The following is a 14,845-nucleotide window of genomic DNA, read 5'->3' as shown; positions in this document are numbered from 1 at the left end:
GCACCCCTTGAAGCGCAGGGTTGCCCCTCGAATTTCCACGGGGCAACCCTGCACCTCAAGGGGCAAGTTCGTTCGGGGAATATCTCTGGGGCAGAGGTATTGTGAAGGTGTGGATGGAGTGCTGGCTGAAGAGTTGTTGGTGACGATGGGGTTGGTGCGGCGGCATCTGCGTCGGTCGGCGGGGCGGCCGTTCCCGTTCTCGGCGCTCACCGACGCGCAGGCGGAGCTGGTCCGGACGGTCCGTCGCAGCCCTGGCATCTCGGTCGCGGAAGCCGCCGCCGAGCTCGGCCTGGTCGCGAACACGGTCTCCACCTTGGTCGGTCAGCTCACGGAGCGCGGCCTCCTGCTCCGTACCCAGGACCCGGCCGACCGCCGGATCGCCCGCCTCACCCTCACCGACCCGGCCCGCGAACGGGTCGAGGCCTGGCGCGACCGCCGGACCGCCCTCGTCACCGCCGCCATCGACGACCTCGCCCCGGCCGACCAGGACGCGCTCCGAGCGGCCCTGCCGGTGCTGGCAGTCCTCGCCGAGCGATTACACCCCGAAGAACTGGAGCGCGTATGAGTGCGGAACCCAGCTTCGACCCCGCGCCGGCCGCCGAGCTGACCGGACTGAGTCACCGATTCGGCGACCACGTCGCGGTCGACAACCTGGACCTGACCGTCTCCCCCGGCGAGTGCTTCGGCCTGCTCGGCCCGAACGGCGCCGGCAAGACCACCACGCTGCGGGTCCTCAACACGCTCTACCCACCGCAGTCCGGCCGCGTACGCGTCTTCGGCCTGGATGTCCGGCGCGAGGCGATGTCAGTACGTCGGCTGCTCGGGTACGTACCGCAGCAACTGTCCATCGAAGGCGCCTTGTCGGGCCGGGAGAACGTGTCCTGGTTCGCGCGACTGTTCGACGTACCGCGCCGGGAACGCGCCGCCCGGGTCGCCGAGGTGCTTGAACTGGTCGACCTCACCGAAGCAGCGGATCGGCTCGCGTCGACGTACTCGGGTGGCATGGTGCGCCGGCTCGAGCTTGCACAGGCACTGGTCAATCGGCCCGCGCTGCTCGTACTGGACGAGCCGACGGTCGGTCTCGACCCGGTGGCGCGGGATTCGGTGTGGGCGCGCGTGCAGGACATGCAGGAGCGGTTCGGGATGACCGTGCTGCTGACCACGCACTACATGGAAGAGGCCGATCTGCTGTGCGACCGGGTTGCCTTGATGCATCTCGGCCGGCTGCGGGCGATCGGTACGCCGGCCGAGCTGAAGGCGGCGCTCGGGCCGGACGCGAGTCTCGAGGACGTGTTCCGGCATCACACCGGGGAGAGCCTCGCGGCGGGCGGGCAGCCGGATCGCTCTGGGCGGTCTGGTCGGTCCGGCCGGTCCGGGCGCTCTGGCCGGGCCGGGGAGGGAGGGTTGCGGGATGTCCGTGGCACGCGTCGCACCGCCCAGCGCCTGGGTTGAGAGCCGGCCGCGCGCCGCGCTGCGACTGGTCTCCCGGATCGGCACGTTCTGCCTGGTCGAGCTCCAGAAGCTGCGGCACGACCGGACCGAGCTGGTCACCCGGGCGATCCAGCCGGTGCTGTGGCTGGTGATCTTCGGTCAGACGTTCAGCCGGATTCGGGCCATCCCGACCGGCAATGTCCCGTACCTGGACTATCTGGCGCCCGGGATCATCGCGCAGTCCGCGCTGTTCGTCGCGATCTTCTACGGCATCCAGATCATCTGGGAACGCGACGCGGGGATTCTCACCAAGTTGCTGGTCACGCCGAGTCCGCGTTCGGCGCTGGTCGCGGGCAAGGCGTTCGCGGCGGGCGTACGGACCATCTCGCAGGCGATCGTCGTACTGATCGTGGCCGCGCTGCTCGGTGTCAGCATGACGTGGAACCCGTTGAAGATCCTCGCGGTGTTCGCCGTCGTCGTACTGGGCGCGGCGTTCTTCTCCTGCCTGTCCATGACGATCGCCGGCCTGGTCCTGCGCCGGGACCGGTTGATGGGTATCGGGCAGGCAATCACGATGCCGCTGTTCTTCGCCTCGAACGCGCTGTATCCGGTCAGTCTGATGCCGGGCTGGCTGCAGGCACTGTCGCACGCCAACCCACTCACGTACGAGGTCAGCGCTCTGCGTGGACTGCTCATCGGCACGCCGACGAACTACTGGCTCGACTTCGCCGTCCTGATCGTCGCCGCGATCGCCGGTATCTGCGCCGCGTCATCGTTGCTCAGCCGGCTTGCGCGCTGACCGCTGCGGATCAGCACCAGTACGGCGATGAGCGTGGTGACGATGCCGGAGCCAACCAGTGCACTCGCTGCACCGACTGCCCCGATGATCGGTCCGCCCGCGAGCAGACCGGCCGCGCTTCCCGCGTTCACGACGACGGTCTGGCCGGACAGCAACGTACGCCGCTCGGCGCCGGCTGACGTGCGCGTGATGAGCATGGAGATCGCGGCGATGCCGATCACCACGGTGACGCCGGACAGTGCACCCATGACCGCGACGACGACCGGGGTGGTCCAGACGCCCATTCCGACCCAGCACAGTCCCATCCAGGCCCAGGCGACTGACGCGGCTACGACTGGTTTCGTTCGGCGTACGACTGCCAGTGAGATGGTGGTGCCCAGTAGGGCGCCGACGCCGTACCCGGTCATTCCTGCTGCCAAGTACACGCCTGGTTTGCCGCGCTCTTCGCCTAGCACCGACAGGCCCAGGGTGAACGCGAACCAGGTCACGCATCCGGTGCCTCGGACGATCCAGCCGTACAGGACGTCGCGCCGGCCTTGCAGGCTCTGACGGATGGATGGGGGCAGCTCGGGCGCGTCTGCTGCTCGGGTTGGTTGCACTGTGCAGGCCAGTAGCCCGGCCGCTGCGACCGCGAATGCTTCTACCCAGAGCAGTTCATTGGTGAAGCCGGCTGCCACGGCGAAGGCACCTGCCGACGGGCCTAGCAGCATGCCGATGCGCCGGAGGCCGTCCTGCCAGGTGAGGAGCAGGACCGCGCGGCCATCTCCCCAGCGATCTCCGGTGTCGGCCAGCAGGGCCGAGCGGCCTGGGTTTGACAGTGCGTCGCCGCAGCCGAGTAGCAGGCCGCTCAGGACGAGCAGCGCGGGCGACAGTACTTGAAGTACGGCTGCGGTCGGTACCGATGCCAGCGCGAGCGCGGAGACGCACGCCACGATCGCCAGCCGCGGTCCCGAGTCGACCCACTGGCGGGCCTTCCGCGCCCACCACGGCGACAGCAGCACCGGTATTCCGGCCGCGCCACCCACCAGCCCGGTCGCGGCCACCGAACCCGTCTCGCGCAGGATCACCAACGGCAGCGCCACCTGCGCGAGCCGGAACGCGAAGTCCGCCGTACCGCTCCCGGCCAGCAGCGCCAGCGCCTCTGCCTTCGCTCTCATGCCTTTGATTCTTGGCTTTCCGCCGATCCCCGGGTAGCCGCCGAACCTTGCCTGCTTGCCATAGGCTGAACCTATGGCTTCATTACCATCGGTCGAGGATCTGCGGCTGGTCCAGGCCGTCAACCGGACCGGCGCGGTCGGCACCGCGGCCCGCGAGCTGCGGATCTCGCAGCCGTCGGCGTCCCAGCGGCTGGCCCGGCTGGAACGGCGCTGCGGCACCAAGCTGTTCGAGCGCGACACCCGCGGCGCCCGCCCGACGCCGGCCGGCGCCGAGTTCGCCCGCCGCGCCGACCACATCCTCAGCCACCTCGAGGAGGTGTACGACGCCCCGCGGGCGGCCGCCGCCGGCCAACGGCTCGTCGTCGGTACGTTCGCGAGCCTGGCGCCGATCCTGTTCCCGGTACTCGACGCCGACCTGCCCGAGCTGGAGATCCAGCAGCAGGTCGACCACGGCCACTTCCTGGTCGATCGCGTCGCCGAGGGCACCATGGACGCCGCGTTCATCGCGATCGCCGAACAAATGACACTCCCCCGCGGCGCCGTACACCGCCGGGTCGGCCGTGATGAGCTGGTCCTGTTCGTCCCACCCGGCGCCCGCCCACCGGGCCGCGGCCGCCAGCCGCTGAAGAACCGCCCGATCGCGTTCTCCACCTACGACCGCGGCAGCGAGGAGATCCACAACCGCCTCACCGCCCTCGGCGCCCTCCCCCGTCGCGGTGTCACCCTCGGCACCACGGTCGCCATGGCCCGCCGCCGCTCCCACCTGGCCCTGGTCCCCCACACCGCCCTGGCCACTGAGCTCCGCCCCGGCGAGCACCTCATCGCCGCCCCCTTCCGCTATCGGCTCACCCTCTCCCTAGTCACCACCCGCACCCCACCCAAACCCCTCCTCGCCTACCTCCCCAACCTCCGCACCACGTTGAACTTGTCGTGAACTGTCGTGAGTTCAGGGGTTTCGGGGGTTTGGTGAGGCAGACTCGGGTCATGGGGCTTGCGGGGTTGGCGCGGGGGCGGCGGGTGCTGGCGGCGTACTGGGGCGCGACGGTGGTACACGTTGCCGCGGTTGTTGCCGATGTCAAGGTGCTGAAGCTGGCGAGCAAGCCGGCCTTGATGCCGTTGTTGTGGCAGTGGTCGCGTACGCAGGGCGCGCCGCCGCTGCTGCAGGCGGCGATTCTGGCCTCGGCGGCCGGTGATCTGTTGCTGGAGGCCGATCAGGAGATCGCCGGCATGGCTGCGTTCGCGGCGGCACATGCCTGCTATCTCGCCGTGTTCCTCGCGAATCCGGCGCAGCGATCGTGGCGGGTGCTGGCCGCGTACGCCGCGCTGTGGGCTGCCCTGATCGCGATCCTCGCGCCGGGCCTCGGTAGCCGGCGGGTACCGGTCGCGGCGTACGCGTTGTTGCTGACGGCAACCGCTGTCACCTCGCGCTGGCACAATCCGCGCAGCGGCCTCGGCGGCGCGCTGTTCCTGATCTCGGACAGTCTGATCGCGTTCCGGATGGCCGGGCGTGACTTCCGCGGGCGCGGCGCGCTGGTCATGTCGACGTACACCGTCGGCCAGTACCTGCTCGCCTCCGGCGCCACCAGGCAGGACGATCTGACCGGTAGTGGTCATCCGCGTTGACCTTCGGCCGGTGGGCGCTATGGGGTGAAGTGCATGGTGACCGTCGACGAAGTACGACGACAGTTCCGGAACCCGCCGCCCGAGGCGCGGCCGATGATGCGCTGGTGGTGGTTCGGTCCCTCGATCGAACCCGCCGAGCTGGACCGCGAGCTGCACGCGATGGCGGCGGCCGGGCTCGGCGGCGTCGAGGTCGCCTTCGTGTACCCGATGGGTCCCGTGACCGCGCCGTTCGGTTCGCCGGCGCTGCTCGAACTGGTCGGGCAGGCGGCGCGTACGGCGCACTCGCTCGGGCTGCGGTTCGACGTGACGCTGGGCAGCGGCTGGTCGTACGGCGGCGGGCACATCGGGCCGGAGCACGCGGCCCGGCGGCTGCACTGGGACCGGCGCGAGATCGGCGGCGGCGCGTACGACGTACGGATCGTGCAGGCCTGGCCGGGTGACGAGTTCGTCGCGGCGTACGTCGGCGATGGCACTTCGTACGCCGAGGTGCCGGTCAGCGACGGCGCGATCCACGTACCCGCGGGCGGTCAGCCGCGCGAGGTACTGATCGCGACCTCCCGGCTGACCGGGCAGAACGTGAAACGCGCCGCCGCGGGCGCGGAGGGGCCGGCGCTCGACCACTACTCGGCCGCCGCGGCCGCGGCGCACATCCGCCACGTCGCCGATCCGCTCGTACGCGCCGCGACGCCGGAACTGCTCGGCTCGGTCTTCTGCGACAGCCTTGAGGTGTACGACGCCGACTGGACGCCGGCGATCTTCGAGGAGTTCGCGAGCCGGCGCGGGTACGAACTGCGGCCGCGCCTGTACGAACTGCGGTCCGATACCCGGCTGCGGACCGACTTCCGGCGGACGTTGTCGGAGTTGTACGAGGACAACTTCGTCAAGGTGTTCCAGCGGTGGGCGGCTGGGCACGGCGTACCGTTCCGGATCCAGAGCTACGGCGAACCGCCCGCGACGATGAGCAGCTACCGCTTCGCCGATCTGTTCGAGGGCGAGGGGTGGGGGTGGACGGGGATTCCGGAGACGCGCTGGGCTTCGTCGGCGGCCAACATCTACGGGCGGTCGGTGGTGTCGGCGGAGGTGTGGACGTGGGTGCACTCGCCGTCGTTCCGCGCGACGCCGCTGGATCTGCAGGGCGAGGCGCACGAGCATTTCCTGTCCGGTGTGAATCAGCTGATCGGGCACGGGTGGCCGTACTCGCCGTCCGATGGGCCTGGGCTCGGGTGGATCTTCTATGCCGCCGGGGCGCTGGACGACCGCAATCCGTGGTGGCCGGTGGCGGCTGAGCTGTTCGGGGCGCTGCACCGCTTCTCCTGGCTGCTTCGGCAGGGGACGCCGGTGCGGCCGGTGAAGATCTACGTGCCTCCGTCGGGCGAGTTGAACTTGTACCGGGCCGCGCGGAAGGTGATTCCGGAGAGCGTGCCGCGGACGATCCGGGAAGCCGGGCTGGACTTCGACCTGGTCGACGACGACGCGATCGCCGTGCTCGATCCGGCTGAGGTGCGGCTGATCGTCGTACCCGAGGATGAATGGCCGACGACCGCGCGCTGGCTGGACGCGGTGCGCGCGGCCGGGGGCACGATCGTCTCCGATCCCGCGACGCTTGCGGAAACGTTGCCGCGGGCACCGATCAAGGTACCGCCGGAGGTTGGGGTGGTCCATCGACGGTTGGCCGACGGTGAGGTCTACTTCGTCGCGAACACCGGGACGTCGGTCCGGACCATAACGTTGGACCGGCCAATGGAGCAGTGGAGTACGCGCGCCGCCGAACCCCTCACCGGTCAGGTCGTGACATTGCACCCGTACGAGGCGGCCGCGCTCTTCCCCACAACCACCACCCAACCGCTCCCGGCAGCTTCCACCGCCGTGCCTGTCGCCGGACCCTGGTTCGTTGACTTCGGCAACGGATCGCGCCCCGTCGACCTGCCACACCGCTGGGAGGACGAGCTGCCGGCGTACTCAGGCTCAGCCACCTACACCACCAACCTGCACCTCCCCAGCAACACGATCTCTTCACACGAGGACCGCACCCGCCTCCTCCTCGACTTCGGCCCCGGCGAACCAGTTGCCCCAGGCACCGAGTCCTACCTCCCGCCGAACTCGTACCGTGCCCTCATCACCCCACCGATCGGAGTAGCGGCCGAGATCTGGCTCAACGACATCCACTGCGGCGCGATCTGGGCACCACCGTTCCGCGTCGACATCACCGCCGCCACCCGGCCAGGCGTGAACACATTGCGCATCGTCGTACACAACACCGCCGCCAACGCGCTGTCCGCCGACCGGCACCTGATCGACACCGCGGCGGACGTCACCGCACAGTTCGGTCGCCGCTTCGACCTTCAGCACATCGAGCATGCGGCCGGCTACGTCAGCTCCGGCCTGCTCGCCGTACCCACCGTCGTCCGTCAGGCCTGATCGAGGAACCGGTCGAGTACGCGCGACCCGAACTCGAGCGCCGACGTCGGCACCCGCTCGTCGATGCCGTGGAACATGCCCATGAAGTCCAGATCCGGCGGCAGCTGCAACGGTACGAAACCGAAGCAGCGTACGCCCAGACGGCTCCACGATTTCGCGTCCGTACCGCCCGACATCAGCAGCGGCGCGAACCGGCTCTGCGGGTCCTCGGCCTGCACGCACGCCTTCATCGCGTCGACCAGGCCGCCGCTGAACTCGGTCTCCAGCGCGATGTCCGTGACGACCGTCTCCCGCTGCACCTTGTCGCCGATCAGCTCGTCGATGGTCGCGTAGAACTCGTCCTCGTACCCGGGCAGGAACCGCCCGTCGACATGCGCCTCGGCGTCACCCGGAATCACGTTCACCTTGTAGCCGGCGTTCAGCATCGTCGGGTTCGCGGTGTTGCGGATCGTCGCGCCGAACATCCGGCTGAAGCTGCCGAGTTTCGCCAGCGTCGTGGTCATGTCCTCCGGGTCCAGCTCGGTCCCGAGTATGTCCTCGAGCGTCTTCAGGAACTCACGGACCGTCGGCGTGACCCGCAGCGGCCACTCGTGCGACCCGATCCGGGTGACCGCCTCGACCAAGTTGGTGACCGCGTTGTCGGTGTTCACCATCGAGCCGTGACCCGCCGTGCCGCGGGCCTTCAGGCGCATCCAGTTCATGCCCTTCTCGGCGGTCTCGATCAGGTACAGGCGCAGGTCGTCCTTGACGGTGATGGAGAAGCCGCCGACCTCACCGATCCCCTCGGTGCAGTCCGCGATCGTGTCCGGGTGGTTGTCGATCAGCCACTGCGCCCCGTACACGCCGCCGGCCTCTTCGTCGGCCGTGAACACCAGCCGCACCGGCCGCCGCGGCTTCACCCCAGCCCGCTGCCGCGCCCGCACCACCGACAGCACCATCGCGTCGAAGTCCTTCATGTCGACCGCGCCGCGCCCCCACACGCACCCGTCGAAGATCTCCCCCGCGAACGGGTCCACCTTCCAGTCCTTCGGATCCGCCGGTACGACGTCCAGATGCCCGTGCACGAGCAGCGGGTCCGCGCTCTGGTCCTCCCCCTCCCAGTGCGCCACCAACGTCGCCCGCCCCGGCTCCGACTCGTAGATCGTCGACTCGATCCCGACCTCGTCCAACTTCCCCGCGACGTACTCCGCCGCCCCCCGCTCCCCCTTGCTCTTCCCGTTCCCGTAGTTCGTCGTATCAATCCGGATCAACTCACTACAAAGCTCCACCACCTCACCGTCAGCGGCATACGACAAACGATCCCCGGCGGCAGAAGTAGTCATACCCGCATCCTCCCCCACCCCCTCCCCCCAAGCACTCCCCAGCCCACCCCCGACCTGTGATCCACCCCACCCCCAGCACCCTTCTCAACCCCCTCCACCCCGCCGATCTCCCCGATGTGAATTCCACCCCTGAAGTTTGCTACTGTTCTCCGGTCGGCACCGCACCAGCGGTGCAGACCACTCGTCCGGGTGGCGGAATAGGCAGACGCGCTAGCTTGAGGTGCTAGTGCCCGTTTTAGGGCGTGGGGGTTCAAGTCCCCCCTCGGACACAGACAAGGCCAGCCTTCGGGCTGGCCTTTTGTGCGTTCAGGGACAACCCTCTGCCGATCCGGCCTCTCATGGTTGTACTCGCTTGCTCCGCGTTGGGTCTTGTCGGGGGGCGGGGATGGGGCTACGGTCCTCCTCGATTGGTACTTACCAAAGTTCGCTTTTAGTGAGGGAGGACGGATGCGTACGCCGTCTTTTGCGAGATTTAGCCGGCAATTGGCCTGTACCGGGCTGGTGTTGGTGGCTGCTGCGGCGCTGGTGCCGCTTGGTGGGCAGGTGGCTGCGGCAGCGCCGCGGAACCTTGCGCTCGGCAAGGCCTACGCCTGGTCCGATGCGCCGGATGCGGATCGGCCGGACCGTGGCGGGCAGCTGACCGATGGCAAGCTCGGGGCGCTGGATGTGGATGACCCGGCCTGGGTCGGCAGCACCAGGGGCAAGACCCGGGAGGTGACGATCGATCTGGGTGCCCCGAAGTCGATCACCGGGGTGCGGGCGCGGTTCCTGCAGGACTGGCCGGCCCGCTCCACGCTGGTCCCGCTCAACGTTTCCTTTGCGGTGTCGACGTCGGGCCGGACCTGGTCGACGGTCGGCCGGCAGGCGACCCAGCTGCTCTGGGGTGACGGACCGGCGCGGGACGAGTGGTTCAGCTGGGCCGAGGAGCGGGACGGGGTCCCGGATCAGCCGCAGGCGACCGCCGCGTACGGCCGGTACGTCAAGGTCAGTTTCTCGGTGCACACCCGGGCCGCGCAGCTGATCGACGAGATCCAGGTGCAAGGTGAGGACGGCCGGATCCGTGGCGCCGTCACGCCCGCGCCGGACAAGCCGCACTACCTGAAGCCGGGCGCGGACACCGCCGGGATCAAGGACCTGGCGCTGATCTACAACGGGCAGTACGAGAACGGCCGCGGCGACTGGACCGCCGACAAGCTCAAGCCGTATCTCGCCCGGGTCGATCAGTCCGGCAAGCCGGTTTCCCGGCTGTTCGACGGCGTCCTGATGCTCGGGCTGCAAACGCCGACCGGCGTCGACCTCGGTTCCGGAAACGCCCGGAAGGCCGATTGGGAGTGGTACCGGGACAAGACGTTCGCCGCCGGTGGTGATCTCCAGCAACTCGATCAGGCGGCCGGTACGGTGAACGCCGCGCTGCGCGGACCGGATCGCAAGACCAAGGTTGTGCTGACGATCCCGAACACCGGCAGCTGGATCGACTTCGGCGACGTCGACGGCGACGGGGTGAGCGAGAACCTCAGCCCGGACGCGGTCGGTCGCGAGCAGGCTCTGGACAACCAGCAGAAGGTCGTTCGCTGGTGGACCGAGGATCTGATCAAGCGCTGGAACGCGGCCGGCTATCACAACCTCGAACTGGTCGGGATGTACTGGCTCCCGGAGCAGATCGACGTCGGCGCGGACGGCCCCGAGCAGGCTCGCCGGGTGACCGACGTGGTCCACGAGCACCAGCTGAAGGCGTTCTGGATCCCGCATTTCCTTGCCTACCGGGCGTTTCTGTGGAAGCAGGCCGGCTTCGACGCGGCCTCGTTCCAGCCGAACTACTTCTTCGAGGAGACTGACCCGCGCCGCCTGGCCGACGCGGCCGGCATCGCGCGGTCGTACGGAATGGGCGTCGAGATGGAGTTCGACGAACGGGCCGCCACCGATCCGGTCATGCGGCAACGGTTGCTCGACTACCTCCGGGCCGGCAGTACGGAAGGCTTCCAGAACGCGTACGTCGCCTACTACCAGGGCGTCGACGCGATGCTCACCTTCTCACGCAGCCAGGACCCGAAGGTACGTGAGCTCTACGACCTGGTGGCTGACTTCGTACAAGGCAAGACGATCCGATGAGGCGGAAATGTCTGGCCGCCCTGGTCGGCCTGTTCATGCTCGTCCCGCTCGCCGTCGCCGGTTCGCCGGCGTCGGCGGGCCCGGACCCGAATGCGGCACCGCAGCTGCTGCCCAGTGTCGATCAGTGGCACGCCGACCGTGGTAGCACGTCGCTCACTCCGCATACCCGCATCGTGGTGAACTGGTCCGGCGCGGACGCGTCCCGAGTGCTGTCCGACGCCCGGACGTTCGCCCAGGACCTCTCGCTCCGCACCGGCTTCGCTCTCGACGTCACCACTTCCCGTCCGCGACCGGGTGACCTGGTGATCACTCGGACGTCCGGCAAAGCACAGTCGTACGCGATCGAGATCGGCGCTGGGATCACAATCACCGCGGCCGATTCCGACGGCGCGTTCTACGCGCAGCAAACACTGCAACAACTGCTACGCCAGGCGCCGGACGGGGTGACCGTCGCGCGCGGCACGATCGCCGACGGACCGTCGTACGTGCACCGTGGTTTCCTGCTCGACTCCGCCAGGCACTTCTACTCGGTGGCTGATGTGAAACGGCATATCCGGACGGCCGCCTGGCAGAAGCTGAACATCCTGCACTGGCACCTGACCGACTCGTACGCCATCCGGCTGCCGAGCGAGAGCCATCCGGAGCTGACCAGTGAACGGCATTACACCAAGGCGCAACTCAAGGAGATCGTCGAGTACGCGCGCCGGTACCACGTCACGATCATCCCGGAGTTCGAGGTACCAGGACACGCCAATCGGCTGACCGAGCGCATCCCCGCACTGGCCTGGCAGTGCAACTCGCTGTCGGCGATCGGCAACGTCAACGTGACCAAGCCGGAGTCGTTGACCGTCGTACTGCAACTCGTGAAGGAGTGGGCGCGGCTCTTCCCGGACTCGCCGATCCTCCATCTGGGCGGCGACGAGTACGCCGGCGTCGATCAGCAGAAGTCCTGCCGCGAACTGGTCGACTACGCGGCGGCGCACGGGTACAAGTCGACCGTCGATGTCTTCGTGGACTGGCAGAACAAGCTGGCCAAGGGCGTGACGGAGCTGGGACGCCGGCCGGAGATCTGGAACTGGTGGGACTACATCGGCGGTGCCACCATCACGCCGGACAAGAACATCATCATCAACGCCTGGTACGGCGGGACACCGCAGGCGTACCTGGACGCCGGCTACACCGTGGTCGTGTCACCGGATCCGCAGTTCTACGTGGTGCCGACGAAGCCGCCGGGCGACTGGTGGGTCGCGAACACCTCCATGATGTACGGCGAGTGGGACTACAGCCGGCATGAGCGCGTACTCGGGTACGAGGTCTCGCTCTTCGGCGACGATCTGCTCGACGTGACCGACTCGTACGCCGACTGGTTCGCCACGCGGCCGTTGGAGGTGCTGGCCGAAACGACCTGGCACGGACCTGACCACCGGGCGTACCCGTCTGTCTTCGCACTCCAGGACGCCGCCGATCGGATCGGTACCGCACCTGGGCTGCCGACGCCGCTGCAGCACGACGCCGAGACGCTCAACGGGACGCCGTACGGGAACGTCGGCGACCCGACTGCCGCCTTCGACGGAAACCCGGCGACCTTTGCCGATGATCAGTCGGCCGACGGCCGGTACGTCGGAATCGACCTGGGCCGCGCGGCGACTGTCGATCAGATCCGCTTCCTGCCCCGCGGCAACGACGTCGAGCCGACGATGCGAATGGTCGGCGGCCGCTTCGAGGGATGTACGGACGGCCCGGCCGCGGGTTGTCATCCGCTGGCAACAGTCGAATGGCGGCCCACCGCGGACTGGCGAACGCTCCCGGTCACCGATTCGCGGGCCTATCGCTGGCTTCGCTGGGTCAGCCCGAACGGCGGCCACGGCAATGTCGGGGAGATCCAGTTCCAGACCAGGCAAGGGCCGGGAAAGACCTCGGTCACCGGCGCGGACACCGTACGTCCACTCGCTGACGGCGTACTGACGGCGAGCTTCACCAACACCAGTGGGAGGGCGTTGCGCGACGTACGGCTCAACCTGACCGCGTTGTCGAGCGACGACAGTTCGACCTTGCCGGTGCGGGCGCTCGATCAGGACAGCTACCCGGTCGTGCCGCCGGGCCGCACTGTCTCGGCGAGATTCGCGGTCAGTCCGGGGTTGACCTCCGGCGGCGGCTATCTGGCGATCGCCAACACCAGCGCGGTCGATCGTGGTGCCTCGGTGAATTCCGCCGGCCGGCACCGGTTCGAGGTGGCGACACCGATCACCGCCACCTTGACGCCGCAGACCGTCGTGCTTCCAGGTCATGCCACCCTCACGGTACGGAACGCGGGCGCGAAGCCGGTGTCGGTCGACTGGTCCACCAGAGCGCCAGGCCTCAAGGCCACACCGGCCAGTGGCTCGGTCCAAGTGCCTGCCGGTGGTACGTCGGCGGTCACCGTCGCGCTCGATCAGGATCATGCCGATCCCGGCATCCGTCCGGTCGAGGTCGCGGTGCTGGCCAGGTACGGCGATCAGCAGCGCCAGTTCGAGGCGCTGACGATGAAGGCAGGCGTGCCGTACCCGGGGCTGGCGGCGGCGTTCGACAACGTTGGTGTCACCACCGATGCGGACCTCGACCCGCCGACGTTGAACGGTGGTTTCGACGGTTCGGGTTCGAGCTTCTCGGCGGAGGCATTGGCCGGGATCGGCATCCGGCCGGGCGGCGAGGTCGCCGCGGACGGATTCACCTTCCGGTGGCCGGACGTCGCGCCGGGGCAGCCGAACAACGCGCTGGCGAACGGCCAGACGATTGCCCTGTCCGGTCGGGGCAGCCGTCTCGGTCTGCTGACGAGTGCTTCGTTCGGGCCGCTGTCGGCCGTCGGCACGGTCAACTACACGGACGGTACGAGCAGTACGTTCAAGTTGGACGAACCGGACTGGACGGCCTGGCCGACACCACCTGGAGCAGTGACTGCGTTCGTGGCGCCGTACCGGAACTATCAGGGTCAGGTGCAGCGCCCGACCAGTACGTTCGTGCACGCGGTCGAGCTCGATCCGGCCAAGACGGTGGCCTCAGTGGTCCTGCCGCCGGTGGGTAACCGGACCCTGTGGACGCCGGCCCTGCACGTCTTCGCGCTGTCCCTGGCGTGAGGCGCGGCACTGCCCAGGTTCGTTGAGCCTGGGCAGTGCCGCACGGGTTGTGTCAGTTGCCGCGGTACTCCGTCAGATAGGTGTGGCTCTCGGCGAGCGCGTCGAACAGGTCGGTGGCGCATTCGTCGAGTTCCACCGCCCACCACTCGGCCGCCTTCGCGGCGTCCAGAATCGGCGGGATGTCCACCCGGCCGGCGCCGACCGCGGTCCAGGGGCCAACCTTGTCGGCCGGCCCGTCCTTCACATGCAGGTAGCGGACCTTGTCACCGAGGCGGCCGAGCAGGTCGGGTACGTCGACGCCCGCCGCGGCCGCCCAGTACACGTCGAGCTCAAGGATCACTTCCGGGTCGGTCCATTCGGCCAGTGCCTCCAGGGCGGGGCGGCCGTCGATGATCAGCTCCAGCTCCCAGAAGTGATTGTGGTAGCCGATCCGCAGCCCGTGGCCGGCCGCCGCGCGGGCCGCGGCGTTGAGGCGATCGGCGATCGTCCGAACGGCCGCTGGTCCGGTCCAATGTTCGGCCGTGATGCCCGGAGCGATGATCGTGTCCACGCCGACGACCGCGGCGGCGGCGAAGATTTCGTCCTGTCGTTCGGCCAGCACCGGGGCATGGGTCGAGCAGATCGCCAGGCCGTGCCGGTCCAGCAGGTCGCGCAGACCGGTTGGATCGCTGAGGATGTCGTACGGTTCGACCGCGCCGTAGCCGATCGCGGCGACCCGGGCGAGGGTCTCGCCCGGATCGGCCTCCCAGGCATCGCGGACGGTGTAAAGCTGGAGTGCGAGCGGGGAATTCACAGAAGAATCCTCTCGGATAGGTATGTACCAATCTTGACAGCTCAAGAAGTCTGAGACCAGACTGGTGCGCACATCAGGAG

Annotated in this window: 11 protein-coding genes and 1 tRNA gene; 9 read left to right on the top strand and 3 right to left on the bottom strand. The window is 68.6% G+C overall.

Annotation, left to right across the window (positions count from 1 at the left end; translation table 11 throughout):
• The first annotated feature begins 109 nt into the window (after positions 1 to 109).
• Genes HDA44_RS06475 through HDA44_RS06465 form a run of 3 tightly spaced genes read left to right on the top strand, consistent with a single transcriptional unit; the run spans position 110 to position 2,230 of the window.
• On the top strand, positions 110 to 565 hold the full coding sequence (locus HDA44_RS06475) for a MarR family winged helix-turn-helix transcriptional regulator (protein WP_337905678.1): 456 nt from the start codon (positions 110 to 112) through the stop codon (positions 563 to 565).
• Positions 562 to 1,452 carry an ABC transporter ATP-binding protein gene (locus HDA44_RS06470; RefSeq protein ID WP_184832171.1) on the top strand — a complete coding sequence of 297 codons (891 nt, stop codon included), beginning with the start codon at positions 562 to 564 and terminating at the stop codon, positions 1,450 to 1,452. The genes HDA44_RS06475 and HDA44_RS06470 overlap by 4 nt, the downstream gene beginning before the upstream one ends.
• The gene (locus HDA44_RS06465) at positions 1,412 to 2,230 is read left to right on the top strand and encodes an ABC transporter permease (protein WP_184832169.1); all 819 of its coding nucleotides are present in this window, start codon (positions 1,412 to 1,414) and stop codon (positions 2,228 to 2,230) included. The genes HDA44_RS06470 and HDA44_RS06465 overlap by 41 nt, the downstream gene beginning before the upstream one ends.
• Here the strand turns inward: HDA44_RS06465 and HDA44_RS06460 are convergent.
• Entirely contained in the window at positions 2,143 to 3,387 is a 1,245-nt protein-coding gene (locus tag HDA44_RS06460; RefSeq protein ID WP_184832167.1) for an MFS transporter, read from the bottom strand. The two genes, HDA44_RS06465 and HDA44_RS06460, sit on opposite strands and share 88 nt — an antisense overlap.
• Before the next feature lie 73 nt (positions 3,388 to 3,460).
• Between HDA44_RS06460 and HDA44_RS06455 the strand changes: the two genes are divergently transcribed.
• The 3 genes from HDA44_RS06455 to HDA44_RS06445 are packed head-to-tail and all read left to right on the top strand — an operon-like array spanning position 3,461 to position 7,428.
• A complete protein-coding gene (locus tag HDA44_RS06455) occupies positions 3,461 to 4,321 on the top strand; it encodes a LysR family transcriptional regulator (RefSeq protein WP_184832165.1) in 861 nt (286 codons plus the stop codon).
• Positions 4,322 to 4,371: 50 nt separating this feature from the next.
• Positions 4,372 to 5,010, top strand: a complete 639-nt coding sequence (locus HDA44_RS06450; RefSeq protein ID WP_184832163.1) for a lysoplasmalogenase family protein — start codon at positions 4,372 to 4,374, stop codon at positions 5,008 to 5,010.
• A gap of 33 nt (positions 5,011 to 5,043) precedes the next feature.
• Positions 5,044 to 7,428, top strand: a complete 2,385-nt coding sequence (locus HDA44_RS06445) for a glycosyl hydrolase (RefSeq protein ID WP_184832161.1) — start codon at positions 5,044 to 5,046, stop codon at positions 7,426 to 7,428.
• Here HDA44_RS06445 and HDA44_RS06440 read toward each other — a convergent pair.
• Positions 7,419 to 8,750 (bottom strand): M20/M25/M40 family metallo-hydrolase, encoded by a 1,332-nt coding sequence (locus HDA44_RS06440; protein WP_184832159.1) that lies wholly within the window; start codon positions 8,748 to 8,750, stop codon positions 7,419 to 7,421. The genes HDA44_RS06445 and HDA44_RS06440 overlap by 10 nt on opposite strands.
• A 183-nt stretch (positions 8,751 to 8,933) precedes the next feature.
• Here HDA44_RS06440 and HDA44_RS06435 point away from each other — a divergent pair.
• The 3 genes from HDA44_RS06435 to HDA44_RS06425 all read left to right on the top strand — a co-directional run bounded on the left by HDA44_RS06435 (position 8,934) and on the right by HDA44_RS06425 (position 13,972).
• Positions 8,934 to 9,019, top strand: a tRNA-Leu gene (locus tag HDA44_RS06435).
• A 274-nt stretch (positions 9,020 to 9,293) separates the two neighbouring features.
• Positions 9,294 to 10,859, top strand: a complete 1,566-nt coding sequence (locus HDA44_RS06430) for a DUF4855 domain-containing protein (protein ID WP_184832157.1) — start codon at positions 9,294 to 9,296, stop codon at positions 10,857 to 10,859.
• A complete protein-coding gene (locus HDA44_RS06425) occupies positions 10,856 to 13,972 on the top strand; it encodes a family 20 glycosylhydrolase (RefSeq protein WP_184832155.1) in 3,117 nt (1,038 codons plus the stop codon). The genes HDA44_RS06430 and HDA44_RS06425 overlap by 4 nt, the downstream gene beginning before the upstream one ends.
• Positions 13,973 to 14,024: 52 nt before the next feature.
• Here HDA44_RS06425 and HDA44_RS06420 read toward each other — a convergent pair whose 3' ends face one another.
• Positions 14,025 to 14,765: a TIM barrel protein gene (locus tag HDA44_RS06420; protein WP_184832153.1), complete on the bottom strand. Its 741-nt coding sequence runs from the start codon at positions 14,763 to 14,765 to the stop codon at positions 14,025 to 14,027.
• Between the last annotated feature and the right edge of the window lie 80 nt (positions 14,766 to 14,845).

Source organism: Kribbella solani, from assembly GCF_014205295.1.
Taxonomy (GTDB): domain Bacteria; phylum Actinomycetota; class Actinomycetes; order Propionibacteriales; family Kribbellaceae; genus Kribbella; species Kribbella solani.
The sequence above is the reverse complement of the archived record's forward strand: the minus strand, read 5'-3'. Positions and strand labels throughout refer to the sequence as shown.